Source organism: Rhodococcus sp. MEB064 (genome assembly GCF_000834565.1).
Taxonomy (GTDB): Bacteria; Actinomycetota; Actinomycetes; order Mycobacteriales; family Mycobacteriaceae; genus Rhodococcoides.
In genome coordinates this window covers 122,518-134,940 of the sequence record NZ_JXQS01000036.1, presented here as the reverse complement: position 1 = coordinate 134,940, position 12,423 = coordinate 122,518, and the positions used below count along the sequence as shown (strand labels likewise).

Here is a 12,423-nt window from a genome sequence, read left to right as displayed (position 1 = left end):
GTGCGTTTACCGGGGCCCACGCAGGGGTGTGCACACCGGTTCTGGTGAGTGCACACCCGTTGCTGCATGCGGTGAGGGGTGTGCACTTGATGCAGGGGGTGTGCACTTGGCGTTCGGTGCGCGTATTTGGAACTGATCAGGTCAGCGTGGACCCGACTGCGTAATGTGCGACGTCACAGCGTCTTCGGTTGCTTCATACCCTGCACCGGCAGCGAGAAAAGCCTCGCGGAGATTAGTGGCGACGGTAATGTGAGCAGCAAGCGTCGAGGCCAGGGAGCCCTCAGGGCCGTGGGTGAGGTTCGAATACTTCTGCGCTAGGGCGATTCCCGATGGGAGTGTCCCAAATCCCGCGGGCCACGAACTCTCTGCAATCGTCTTCACCGTCGCATTCAAGTTCTCCACGAAGGTGTCGCAGGCCGCGGCGCATCTGCGCGCGGCGTCTTCATTGATTTCCATGGCTACCGTCCCTTGGATCGTATCTACCTAGGCAACGTCGGACTGAGAACAGAGGCGGCACTGATAGCCCTGGAACAGTTGTCGATCACGCCGGCACTGCTTGCCTTGGACTCGACGTTGACGATCACCATTCCCCGCGACCACGGGAAGCTGATGTCGCACGGTGCAGTCCCGATCGGGTCGGGTCGGCGGAGTTCGTAGGCGGTTGGTCGGCCCGGGAGTTCCACCATGCGCCTGCTTTCATAACGGGGATCGTCGATAACGGTGCCTTGCGACTCGACCGATGACAGAACCGTGAGGTAATAAGTCTCAGCGGCCCAGATGCATACGTCGGAGGTCTGATTCGCGCGCTCGCCGATGAGAGAGTCGCTTACGACGGCCGGATCAGCCCCCGCCGCACGGATGGCCTCATCAGGTACGACGGCGCAGGGATCGAACAGTTCGTTGCTCACGGGTTGTGCGGTGCCGCTGACCTCGCCGCAACCGACGATGAGAGCAGCGATTGCTACGCCCGCCGCGACCATCGCTCCACTGTTTCGCTGCACAGGGGGTTGGACGCACCGATGGGGGAGACGGTTCCATGAGTTGCGCGCTGCGCCCGTCGCTCGGAGCACTTTGCAATGTGCGCACACCGCCGTGCGCTGCGCGCGGCGCGCCCGGGTAGAAATCACGAACACCCACGCGCTGCGCCCGTCGCTCGGAGCACTTTGCAATGTGCGCACACCGCCGTGCGCTGCGCGCGGCGCGCCCCGGGCAGAACTGACGACTTCCCGCGCGCTGCGCGCGACGCGACCGTGCCGGGTACCGCACAACCGAGCGGAACCGTTTCGGGCCGGCCCACGTCGAAGGCTGTACCGACGACGGAGGGAAGTCATGACAGAAACACATGTGGACACCGGTATCCGAACACTCAGCAACGCAACACCATTGGCGGTACTTGTCGCGTTCGCGACGCAGGTCGCAGTTGCCTCCATCGCTTATGTGGTGGGGTTCGGGGCGATCTTCGTCAGTGCTCTGGCCGCATTCGCGAGTGTGGAGGCGTCGCCGGGTGCGGCGTTCGTGGCGTCATTGACCGAGGCGTGGGCGCTCCTCTTCCTGATCGCGCGAGTCGGGCATACGGTGCTAGCGGTCATGATCGTGCAGAGGCGTCGGGCGTCGCTGCTCGTCGTCACCGGCGTGAGCGTGGCGTGGCTGCCGGTGATGCTGCATTCCCCGATGGTGTGGCCGCTGGTGGCGGTGCAGGTCGGCTCGGCCGCCGTGTGGTGGGCGCACACGCTCCTACGCCACGGGGTGAGCCGGCGACCTACAGCAGAAGCGCTGCGATAGAACTGGGGAAGGTCGCATCGGGCCGACGCTCGTACAGTTCGGCCGGGCGCCCACCTGCGGCGGAGGTGGTGTCGCCCGTGCCGGTGAGCGAGTCGATGACGTGTCGACGGAACGTGTCCTTGCGCAGCGGCCTGTCGAACACCACCTCGTACAGCGTGCGTAGCTGCAGCAGGGTGAACCTGTCGGGGAGCAGGTGGGAGGGGTCGGGGCGGACGGCGTACCTGGCGCGCATGTCGCTCACCGCCGCGGACACCATGTCGGCGTGATCGAAGGCCATCGGCTCGACGGGCGCGCCGGAGTGCACCGCGACGAGTTCGGTGTCGGCCGGGAGCGAGTCCAGCGAGGCTTCCGCGCAATGCGCCATCGACAGGACCCAACCCCTGTCGTCGCGGGCGGGGTCGTCGAACATCCGCAGTTGGTGGAAGTGCAGACCCTCGATGTGGGCCTTCGTCGCCAGTGCGCGCCGTGCTGCGTCGGCCAAGGTCTCGCCCGAGTGCAGGAATGTCCCCGGTAACGCTGCACCCCAAGCTGATTCGACCACGACGACGTTGACTGCCCCGCCGTGCACGGTGAGGACCGCGACGTCCACGGCGACGGAGGGTCGCGGATAGGAGGTCAGGTCGGTAGTCATGGGTTGCAGCTTAGCGCAGCCATGCGTTATGGTTAGCGCACAATCGAGCAAAGGGGTTCGGCATGAAGCTGACCAGTGATCAGATGACTCGCGCACAGGGCGTACTCGTGGCGACCGCGGCCGGTGATGCGCTCGGTGCCGGATACGAGTTCGGGTACCCGACGCCGGACACCGTGATCGACATGATCGGCGGGGGACCGTTCGACTGGGCACCGGGCGAATGGACGGACGACACCTCCATGGCGGTGTGCATCGTGGACGCACTGGTGGAGGGCCGCGGACTGGACGGCATCGCGGAGAACTTCGTCGCGTGGATCGACACGAAACCCGCGGATGTCGGCAACCAGACACGCGCCGTGCTGTCGGCGCGCAGTGGTTCCGCGGCGGAGATGACCACGGTTGCTTCGGGGATTGCCGGTCGGACAGGCGGCAACGGATCGTTGATGCGAACTGCGCCGGTGGCCCTGGCGTTCCTGGGCGACGCCGATGCGCTTGCCGACGCGTCCGTCCGTATCAGTGCGCTCACGCACTCGGATCCACAGGCCGGTGAGGCCTGCGCGTTGTGGACGGCCGGCATCAGGCACGCCGTTCTGTACGGGAACTACGACGGGATCCGCGCCTCGGCCGGTGACTGGGCACCCCTGCTGGACGCCGCCGAGAAGGGGACGCCTGCCGACTTCGCGAACAACGGCTGGGTGGTGCACGCGTTGCAGACGGCCTGGTGGGCGATCTCCACCACGGAGGAAGACGACGACCAGCTGACCGCAGCATTGGAGAAGTGCGTTCGGGCGGGCGGCGATACGGACACCACGGCGGCAATCGCCGGTGGACTGCTCGGAGCACGATGGGGTGTATCAGCGGTACCGGATGCGTGGATCTCGATGCTGCACGGGTACCCGGGACGGAGCGGCGCGGACCTCGTCGACCTCGCTCGGCGTCTCGTAGAAGGAGCAGAAGCATGACCGTCATCGATGTGATCACCGGAGACATCACCGCCGTACGAGCAGACGTCATCGTCAACGCCGCGAACTCGACGCTCCTCGGAGGCGGCGGGGTGGACGGTGCGATCCATCGGGCCGGTGGCCCGGAGATCCTGACAGCCTGCAAGCTTATCCGCGCCACGACGCTGCCGAACGGTCTGGACACCGGCGCCGCCGTCGCGACGCCCGCAGGACGGTTGCCGGCTCGATGGGTCATCCACACGGTCGGCCCGAGGTACTCCGCCCGCGAAGATCGGTCGGCAGTCCTGCGCGCCGCGTACGAGCGGTCTCTTCTCCTCGCGCAGTCCTTGGGCGCCACCTCGATCGCATTCCCCCTGATCTCGGGTGGCGCCTACGGATGGCCCGTCGAGGTGGCGGTCGCGGAACAGGTACGCGCCGTCTCGACCGCTCCCGTGTCGGTCGATCTGGTCACTCTGGTGGCGTACTCGGCCGAGATTCAGCGGCTGACTGCGCGTGCGGTGGAACGCCTCTGACGGAACGCCGCCCACGCTCCCGTGCACCACAGAGCCCACACGACGAGCACAGGCTGGAACACCAATCGGATGGCGCGCGCTCGGTCGGTATCGAGCCCGAAGGCGTCGGTGTGGGTGACGAACTGCGAGATGTTGCCGGGGAAGACGGCGACGAAGAAGAGAGCGACGACCCATCCCACTGCCGGCGCTCGGTGGGGGAGCAGTATCAGGCAGAGTCCCAGCACGATTTCCACGACTCCGGACGCCAGCACGACCACGTCGGTGTCCACCGGAACCCACGGGGGAACCTGCGCCGCGAATTCCTGACGCGCCCAGAACAGGTGGCTCAGTCCGGCGAACACGAGAAACGCGCCGAGGACGAGTCGCCCGACGATTCTGGGTACGTGCGACCTGCGCGCTCTGCTCATGAGGGCCAAATTACGCGCCCCAGTGCGCGGTCGATCGCAGACTCGTCGGCGAAGACACGGTTCTCGCAGTACAGCGTGTCGCCGAGGCACACCTCGTCTCCGCAATCGCAGTAGCCGACGGACTCGAGATACCACCGGCCCCCGTATTCCACGCCGAGGTCTCGCGCCACTCTGCTGTCGATCTGCGTGCGTCGTCCCCGTCGATATTCGCCCATGATTCCCGTCCCCCCGGTTGTCGGTGACGTGAAGTTAGAGCAGGGGTACGACAGCCGCGGGTTGGTTCTGGGTGATGCAGTGGATGCCCCCGCCGCGGGCGAACAATGGGCGCGCGTCGACGGTGACGACGCGCCTGCCCGGGTACGCCTCGGACAGGATGCGCACGGCCTCGGCATCGTTCGGGTCGTCGAAACTGCACGCGACGACGCCACCGTTGACCACGTAGTGGTTGATGTAGCTGTAGTCGACGAACCCGTCGTCGTCGCGCAGAGTCTCCGGTGCGGGCACCGGGACGACGCGCATGCCGGCAGCGGTCAGGATGTCGGCGACCTCGCGGCTGATCTCGTGGTCGGGGTGTGCCGGATCGCGCTGATCGTGCACCAGCGCAACTCCGGGAGACGGCAGTGCCGCAACGATGTCGACGTGACCACGCGTGCCGTAGGTCTCGGAGTCGCGTGTGAGGCCTCGCGGTAACCACACTGCACGGTCGACTCCGAGTGTGCGGGTCAGCTCGGCCTCGACGTCGGCCCTCGACCACCCGGGATTGCGGCCGGGATCGCGCTGCACCGTCTCGGTGACCAGGACTGTGCCGGCGCCGTCGACCTGGAGGCCACCGCCCTCGCCGACCATGGTCGACGAGACGAGAGTCGCGCCGGATTCCGCGGCGACCAGCGCGCCGATCAGGGAGTCGTTCCCCCACGATGCCCAGTCCTGTGCGCCCCACCCGTTGAACGTCCAGTCGACGGCGCCGAGGGTCCCGTCGTCGGCAAGGACGAACGTGGGACCGATGTCGCGCATCCACGCATCGTCGAGTGGTGCGTCGACGATAGTGATGTCCGCTCCGAGATACGTTCGTGCAATGTCGGTCTCGCGCGGGTCCACTACCACGGTCACCGGTTCGAACTCGGCGACGGCGTGTGCGACGGCCGCCCAGGTCGAACGGGCCTCGTAGTGCTCCTCGGGGGAGTCGCCCAGCGAATATCCTGGGCTGGGGAAGGCCATCCACGTGCGTTCGTGGGGCGCGGTCTCTGCCGGCATCCGCCACGTCATCGTGTACTTCTCACAGGTTCGGTGAGCGAGCCGTAGGTGTCGGGGCGACGGGTGTCCAGGAACGGGAACAGCGTCAACCAGTCGCGTCGCTGATCGAGGTCGAGATCCACGACCAGAACTGCCGACTCGTCGCGCGGCGCCTGGGCCAGGATGCGCCCGTAGGGATCGGAGACGAACGACGACCCGTAGAACGTGATCGCACCCTCGTTGCCGTAGCGGTTGGGCGCCACCATGAAGGTGCCGTTGGCGATGCCGTTGCCGACGATCACCTGCTGCCACAGTGGCTGGGTATCGAAGGCGGGATGGTCGGGCTCGGAGCCGATGGCCGTCGGATATACCAGCACCTCGGCTCCGGCAAGGGAATACGCCCGGGCGACCTCGGGGAACCACTCGTCCCAGCACGTCGGCATGCCGAGCGCGACGTTCGCCGCGTGATGGACGGGGTAGGGATCGGCGGCCGGTCCGGGGCGGAAGTAGGTGTCCTCGTAGTACCCGGCGGTGACCGGGATGTGGAGCTTGCGTGTGCGAGCGAGAAGCGAGCCGTCCGGTGAGACCAGCATGGCGGTGTTGAATCCGAGGCCGTCGTCGGATGTGTCGTCCCTCTCGTACAGCGACGCGTGGACGACGATCCCGTGGCGCGCTGCAGCGTTCGCTGCGAACGCGAACGTCGGACCGGTCAGCAGATCCTCCGCGTCGCGGGCTGCATTGCGGTCGCCCCGTACGAACGCGGGGTACCGGCTCAGAGTCAGTTCCGGGAGGAACGCGATAGTTGCGCCCTCTCGCGCCGCGATGGCGATGCCCTCCTCGAGTTCGGCCTGTGTCTCCTCGTGCCACCGGTGTTGGACCACGGCGATACGGACGGGCGCACGCTCGGTGTCGCGAGTCCGCGCGGGAGAGTCGGGAGGTGTCGTGGCGGTGATGGTCAACATCGGGGTCCTCGTCCGTAAAACGAATGTGATTCGTTAAGTATGGTGTGACGACGCCCTCGACGCAAGAGGAAGGAAGTTCCGATGCCGCGCCCGTCCACCCGGTTGCTCTCCGCCGACCTCATCACCGATGCCGCCTTGGCCCTTGTCGATCAGCGTGGCGACTTCACGATGCCCGGGTTGGCCGAGAAGCTGTCGGTGCGACCGTCGTCGTTGTACAACCACGTGTCCGGGCGTGCGGCGATCGTCGAGTTGATGCGCACCCGGCTGATGGCGGGTATCGAGATCCCCCGGGACGTCGACTCGTGGAGTGAGGCGGTCACGCGTATCGCCCGCGAATATCGACGCAACTATGCGCGGCACCCGCGGGTGATTCCGCTGTTCACCGCGCACACCGTCCGCGCCGCGGTGGCGTTCGACATGTACAACGCCTTGGCGACGGCATTGACCGACGGGGGATTCTCGCCGTCCGACGTGCTCCACGCCATCACGGCCGTCGACAGTTTCGTGCTCGGATCGGCGCTCGATCTCGCTGCGCCCGAGGAGGTCTGGGCACCATCGGACGACGCCGACGTCGCGTTGCGCGCTGCGCTGGCGACGTCGGCTCCGGGCCGCGCGGACGCGTCCTTCGAATTCGGGCTCGGTGTCCTGGTGGCAGGCCTGCGAGCTCGCGTCAGCTGACGAGGTCGGATTCGTCCCTCAGTGCCTCGGTCTCGGTGGTCAACGTCTCGCCGCGGAAGAAGGCCGGCGACCGGAACCGCATGACCATCATCAGGACGGCGCCGACGATGAGGATGCCGAAGCCGAGGAAGAACACCAGTCCGATGCCGCCGATCTCGGCGCCGCTCCCGTTCTCCGGATCCATGCTCTCCTCGAGCGAGACCACGAACACCGCGAGAAGGATCAGCCCGCCGACGAGCGGGAAGATCAGGCGGAACACCGTGTTCCGGACGCTGGCGAACAGCGTGCGCCGGAAGTACCAGACGCAGGCGAAAGCTGTGATGCCGTAGTACCAGCAGATCATGATGCCGAGCGCGGCGATGGTGTCGATCAGGGTGTTCTCGGACAGGAACGTCACGGCGGTGTAGAAGACGGCGGTGATGACTCCGGCGGCGACCGTGGAGACGGACGGCACCAGGAACCGGGGACTGACCTCGGCCAGCTTCTTGGGGAACGCTCCGTACGACGCCATCGCGAGAGACGTTCTCGCAGCAGGGAGGAACGTGGTCTGCAGGCTGGCGATGGACGAGACGAACACTGCCAGGTAGAGCAGCATGCCGCCCCAACTACCCAGCACCGGGTCGGCGAGAGCACCGAACACGTTCTCGGCGTTGTCCGGATTGCCGAGTCCGAGACCGTCCTCGCCCACCCCGGCGTACATCATCGCCGCGACCGCGACAAGGAGGTAGGTCAGTAGAATCGTTGCCACACAGAGCAATCCGGCACGTCCGGGAGTCTTCTTGGGGTTCTTCGACTCCTCGCCGAGGGTGAGGCACGTATCCCAGCCCCAGAACGCGAAGATCGAGCCGGTCAGACCGATCACGAAGGCGCCCATTGTCAGACCGGTGAACGGATCGAACCAGCCGAGGTCGAACGAGAGGCCGGCGGGTGCATCACCCGTGCCGACATGCACCAGCGCGGCGACGGCGAAGGCGAGGAGCAGCACCATCTGGAACCCGACGAGCGCGACCTGCAGCTTCTCGCTGGTCGTGATGCCGCGACTCGCGATCCAGGTGGCCAACGCGATGAACACCACCGTGGTGCCGACATTGACCAGCTTGTTGCCCGGGAGATCGGCGATCGACGGAGCGTCGAAGAGCTTGGCGATGAACAGATAGAAGAACTGCACGGCGATGGCCGCCAGGTTGGACAGCACGATGATGGTGGCGATCACCATGCCCCAACCGCACATCCAGCCCACGTACGGACCGAACGCCTTGGTGGACCACGTGAACGACGCACCGCAGTCCGGTGAATCGGAGTTGAGCTCGCGGTAGGCGTACGCGGTGAGGAACATCGGGATGAATCCCGCGATGAAGATGGCGGGCATCTTCAGGCCGACGGCGGCGACGATGAGGCCGATACTCGCGGTGAGCGTGTACCCCGGGGCAACGGAGGAGATTCCCAGTACGGCTCCGGACAGGGTGCCGATGCGGCCGACCGCCAGTCCCTTCGAGGAGGTGATCTCGGTGCTCATCAGGAAGCCTCCGTGCTGTCGGAACTGCCGGTCTCGGGAAGGAACTCGGTGGCCGGGACGACCACCATGGGAACGGGAAGAACGCGCAGCATCTTCGATGCGGTCGATCCCAGGAAGAGACGCCGGGGCTGCGCCAGACGGCTGGAGCCGACGACGACCACGTCGCCGTCTTCCCAGCTCAGACTCTCGACGGCGGCCTCGACGGTCGATCCGTCCGCGACCGACGACGTCACGGTCAATCCGTCGGGCAGACCCTTCCGAGCCGAATCGTGCAGCGTCCGTGCATGCTCGATAGCCAGGGCCTCGTTGCCGGTATCGCGACGCACATCCATTCCCGACATGTCGTCCAGCGGAACCAGGGACAGCAGCCGCAGGGAGGTGTGCATTCGCTCGCACGAGCGAACTGCGGTCCGCAGCACTAGATCAGCACCCTGTCGAGTGCCCAGGGCGGCAGTCACCTCGCGGATGCGGTCGGCTCCGGACTTGCGATACCCGAAGGGCGCGAGCGCCAGCGGAATCGGGGCCGAGTGCAGCAGTTCCGTCGACACGCTTCCCAGCGAGTGTCGCCCGAGCAACCCGTCCTTCGCGCCGCCGATCACGATGGCGTCGGCGTCGAGGCGGGCAGCCTCGTCGAGCAGACCGGCCGAGAAGGACTCCGAGAAACTCAGGTGCACCTCGGTCCTGATGTCACTCGGCACCGTTGCTGCGGCGTCCGCCAACCATCGACGGCCCTTCGCGGCCAGCAGATCCTCGAAATGTGCCTCGGCGGGGACGGCCCGGTCCGGAGGCAGCACCATGCAGATGTCCAGCGTCGCATCGAGACTGCGAGCGAGCTGCACACCGAGCACGAGCCCGTCCTCCCCGCTGGGGGTGGCGAGATAACCGACGATCAACCGCATTGGAGAGCTCCCTGGGTGTCGGGCGGAATTACTGGAACGCGACGTACTTGGTGTCGAGGTACTCGTCGATGCCCTCGGTGCCGCCTTCGCTGCCCAGGCCGGACTGCTTGACACCACCGAACGGTGCGGCGACGTCGGACACGACGCCGCGGTTGACGCCGACCATGCCGGAGGCGATCTTGTCCGAGACCCGGAGTGCCCGATCGAGATCGCGGGTGTAGATGTACGCGGCCAAGCCGTACTCCGTGTCGTTCGCGGCGTCGATGCCGTCCTGCTCGTCGTCGAACCCGGTGATGGCGGCGACCGGACCGAAGATCTCCTCGCGGACGATGCGCGAGTGGGCCGGCACCCCGTCGAGGACGGTGGGGCGGTAGAACCACCCGGGCCCGTCCACGACGCTGCCTCCCGTCCGCACACGGGCACCGGCCGCGACGGCGTCGTCCACGAGCGACTCGACGTTGCGACGCTGCTTCTCGTTGACCAGGGGGCCGACGTTCGTGCCGTCCTCGGAGCCCGGACCGACCGTCAGTGCGGCGATGCGTTCGGTGAGTTTCACCGTGAATTCCTCACGGACACTGTTGGCGACGATGATGCGGTTCGCGGCCGTGCAGGCTTCGCCGCCGTTCCGCATCTTCGCGGCCATCGCACCGTCGACGGCGGCATCGATGTCGGCATCGTCGAAGACTACGAACGGTGCGTTACCACCGAGTTCCATCGACGTACGCAGCACGTTTCTCGCCGACTGCTCGATCAGGATCTTGCCGACGCGGGTGGAACCGGTGAAGGTGACCTTGCGCAGACGGTCGTCGGCAAGGAGCGGTTCGGTGACTCCCGCCGCGTTCGAGGCGGGCAGCACCGACAGAACCCCTGGCGGCACGCCGGCCTCGGACATGATCTGTGCGAGCAACAGCATGGTCAGCGGGGTGTCCTCGGCGGGCTTGACGAGGACGGTGCAGCCCGCCGCGAGCGCCGGACCGATTTTTCGAGTTCCCATGGCCAGCGGGAAGTTCCACGGTGTGATCGCCAGTACGGGGCCGACAGGGACCTTGGTCACCAGGATGCGACCGGCGCCCGACGGGGACTGCGTGTAACGGCCCTGGATCCGTACTGCCTCCTCGCTGAACCAGCGGAGGAATTCGGCGCCGTACGTCACCTCTCCCCGACTCTCGGGGAGTGCCTTGCCCATCTCCAGTGTCATGAGCAGCGCGAGATCCTCGGTTCGCTCGATCACCTTCTCCCACGCCGTGCGCAGAATGAGCGACCGTGTCCGGGGCGCGGTCGCCGCCCAATCGTTCTGCGCCGCAGCTGCACTGTCGAGCGCGCGCAGCGCATCCTTCTCGCCGGCGTCGGCGACGTGTGCGAGGACGTCACCGGTTGCGGGATCGTGCACGGCGAACGTGCCGCCGTCGGCGGCGTCGACGAAGGCACCGTCGATCCACAGACCGGTGGGGATGCTCGCGAGTAATGCAGCCCTGTCGGTCACTGTGCTGCCAGCTTCCGGACGACGGTCTCGAGGACAGTCAGCGCGTCGTCGAGAAGTTCGTCGCTGATGACCAGCGGGGGCAACAACCGGATGACGTTTCCGTACGTGCCGCATGTCAGGAGTACGACACCCTCCGCCAGTGCATGCGCCGCAATGGCTTTGGTGATGGCGGGGTCCGGTGTATCGGTCCCCGGAACCACCAGCTCGATGGCCAGCATGGCGCCGCGCCCACGCACGTCGCCGATCACGGAGGTCTGTTCCGCGAGGGCACGCAGACGCGGCATCGCGACCGATTCGATGTGCCGAGCGCGCCCTGACAGGTCGAGCGACTTCATGGTCTCGATGGCGGCGAGGGCAGCCGCGCAGGCCACCGGGTTGCCGCCGTACGTTCCGCCGAGCCCGCCCGCATGCACGAGATCGAGGAGATCTGCGCGACCGGTGATGGCCGACAACGGCATTCCGCCGGCCATACCCTTCGCCATCGTGATGATGTCGGGGACGATGCCCTCGTCGTCGCTGGCGAACCACGACCCGGTTCGGCAGAACCCGGTCTGTACCTCGTCGGCGATGAAGACGACGCCGTTCTCCCGCGCCCAGGCCTGGAGCGTCGGCAGGAAGCCGGGTGCGGGAACGATGAAGCCACCCTCGCCCTGGATGGGCTCGATGATGATGGCGGCCAACGAGTCGGCGCCGATCTGCTTCTCCATGCGGTCGATCGACGCCAGCGCGGCCTGCTCACCGGTCAGGCCGGCCTGGTCGCGGTAGGGGTACGACATCGGCATCCGGTAGATCTCCGGTGCGAACGGCCCGAAATTCGTCTTGTACGGCATGGTCTTCGCCGTCAGCGCCATCGTCAGGTTGGTGCGGCCGTGATAAGCGTGGTCGAACGCGACGACGGCGTCGCGGCCGGTCGCCAATCGCGCGACCTTGATCGCGTTCTCGACGGCTTCCGCGCCGGAATTGAACAGGACGCTGCGCTTCTCGTGATCACCGGGCGTCAGGGCGGCCAGTTGCTCGGCCACCGCGATGTATCCCTCGTAGGGCGTGACCATGAAGCAGGTGTGCGTGAAGTGACCGACCTGCTCCCGGACGGCCTCCGCAACAGCGGGATCGGAGGCGCCGACGCTGGTGACGGCGATGCCGGCTCCGAGGTCGATCATCGAGTTGCCGTCGACGTCGACGATCACGCCGCCGTCGGCATCGGCAGCGTAGACGGGGACGCTGGAACCGACGCCGGCGGCGACGGTGGCACGGCGACGGGCTGTCAGTTCCTGCGAACGCGGTCCGGGAAGTTCGGTGAGAAGGGCGCGCTTCTGAGGAAGGCGGTAGGTGATGTCCATGGTGAAGTCCTTCGGAGA

14 protein-coding genes are annotated in these 12,423 nt (G+C 66.7%); 4 read left to right on the top strand and 10 right to left on the bottom strand.

All coding sequences use genetic code 11. The annotated features are described in order from the left end of the window. Positions 1–479: 479 nt before the first annotated feature. Entirely contained in the window at positions 480–980 is a 501-nt protein-coding gene (locus tag RU01_RS23225) for a DUF3558 family protein (protein ID WP_042575586.1), read from the bottom strand. Positions 981–1,329: 349 nt separating this feature from the next. On the opposite strand from RU01_RS23225, the gene RU01_RS16255 reads away from it, so the two are divergent. After that, positions 1,330–1,782, top strand: a complete 453-nt coding sequence (locus RU01_RS16255; RefSeq protein ID WP_197074793.1) for a hypothetical protein — start codon at positions 1,330–1,332, stop codon at positions 1,780–1,782. On the opposite strand, the gene RU01_RS16250 is transcribed toward RU01_RS16255, so the two are convergent. Further along, a complete protein-coding gene (locus RU01_RS16250) occupies positions 1,760–2,413 on the bottom strand; it encodes an NUDIX hydrolase (protein ID WP_042575584.1) in 654 nt (217 codons plus the stop codon). The genes RU01_RS16255 and RU01_RS16250 overlap by 23 nt on opposite strands. A 62-nt stretch (positions 2,414–2,475) precedes the next feature. Between RU01_RS16250 and RU01_RS16245 the strand changes: the two genes are divergently transcribed. Together RU01_RS16245 and RU01_RS16240 are read left to right on the top strand one after the other, a co-directional pair. After that, on the top strand, positions 2,476–3,375 hold the full coding sequence (locus tag RU01_RS16245; protein ID WP_042575583.1) for an ADP-ribosylglycohydrolase family protein: 900 nt from the start codon (positions 2,476–2,478) through the stop codon (positions 3,373–3,375). Further along, positions 3,372–3,887: an O-acetyl-ADP-ribose deacetylase gene (locus RU01_RS16240; protein ID WP_042575582.1), complete on the top strand. Its 516-nt coding sequence runs from the start codon at positions 3,372–3,374 to the stop codon at positions 3,885–3,887. Before RU01_RS16245 ends, RU01_RS16240 begins: the two co-directional genes overlap by 4 nt. Here RU01_RS16240 and RU01_RS16235 read toward each other — a convergent pair. Genes RU01_RS16235 through RU01_RS16225 form a run of 4 tightly spaced genes read right to left on the bottom strand, consistent with a single transcriptional unit; the run spans position 3,851 to position 6,489 of the window. Next, positions 3,851–4,294, bottom strand: a complete 444-nt coding sequence (locus tag RU01_RS16235) for a DoxX family protein (protein ID WP_042575581.1) — start codon at positions 4,292–4,294, stop codon at positions 3,851–3,853. The two genes, RU01_RS16240 and RU01_RS16235, sit on opposite strands and share 37 nt — an antisense overlap. Then, positions 4,291–4,509, bottom strand: coding sequence for a hypothetical protein (locus RU01_RS22935; protein ID WP_156148956.1), 219 nt, complete (start codon positions 4,507–4,509; stop codon positions 4,291–4,293). The genes RU01_RS16235 and RU01_RS22935 overlap by 4 nt, the downstream gene beginning before the upstream one ends. A 34-nt stretch (positions 4,510–4,543) precedes the next feature. After that, positions 4,544–5,560, bottom strand: coding sequence for an agmatine deiminase family protein (locus tag RU01_RS16230; protein WP_042575580.1), 1,017 nt, complete (start codon positions 5,558–5,560; stop codon positions 4,544–4,546). After that, positions 5,557–6,489, bottom strand: coding sequence for a nitrilase-related carbon-nitrogen hydrolase (locus RU01_RS16225; protein ID WP_042575579.1), 933 nt, complete (start codon positions 6,487–6,489; stop codon positions 5,557–5,559). Before RU01_RS16225 ends, RU01_RS16230 begins: the two co-directional genes overlap by 4 nt. Before the next feature lie 81 nt (positions 6,490–6,570). Here RU01_RS16225 and RU01_RS16220 point away from each other — a divergent pair, with 81 nt between their 5' ends. After that, positions 6,571–7,167, top strand: coding sequence for a TetR/AcrR family transcriptional regulator C-terminal domain-containing protein (locus RU01_RS16220; RefSeq protein ID WP_042575578.1), 597 nt, complete (start codon positions 6,571–6,573; stop codon positions 7,165–7,167). Here the strand turns inward: RU01_RS16220 and RU01_RS16215 are convergent. From RU01_RS16215 to gabT, 4 genes are read right to left on the bottom strand one after another with little or no spacing between them, the layout of a single operon-like run. Next, positions 7,160–8,683, bottom strand: a complete 1,524-nt coding sequence (locus tag RU01_RS16215; protein ID WP_082043170.1) for an APC family permease — start codon at positions 8,681–8,683, stop codon at positions 7,160–7,162. The genes RU01_RS16220 and RU01_RS16215 overlap by 8 nt on opposite strands. Next, on the bottom strand, positions 8,683–9,582 hold the full coding sequence (locus RU01_RS16210; protein WP_042575577.1) for a universal stress protein: 900 nt from the start codon (positions 9,580–9,582) through the stop codon (positions 8,683–8,685). The genes RU01_RS16215 and RU01_RS16210 overlap by 1 nt, the downstream gene beginning before the upstream one ends. 28 nt (positions 9,583–9,610) lie before the next feature. Continuing rightward, a complete protein-coding gene (locus RU01_RS16205; RefSeq protein ID WP_042575576.1) occupies positions 9,611–11,065 on the bottom strand; it encodes an NAD-dependent succinate-semialdehyde dehydrogenase in 1,455 nt (484 codons plus the stop codon). After that, complete coding sequence (gene gabT, locus RU01_RS16200; RefSeq protein ID WP_042575575.1) at positions 11,062–12,405, bottom strand: 4-aminobutyrate--2-oxoglutarate transaminase; 1,344 nt, start codon at positions 12,403–12,405, stop codon at positions 11,062–11,064. Before gabT ends, RU01_RS16205 begins: the two co-directional genes overlap by 4 nt. Positions 12,406–12,423 lie beyond the last annotated feature (18 nt).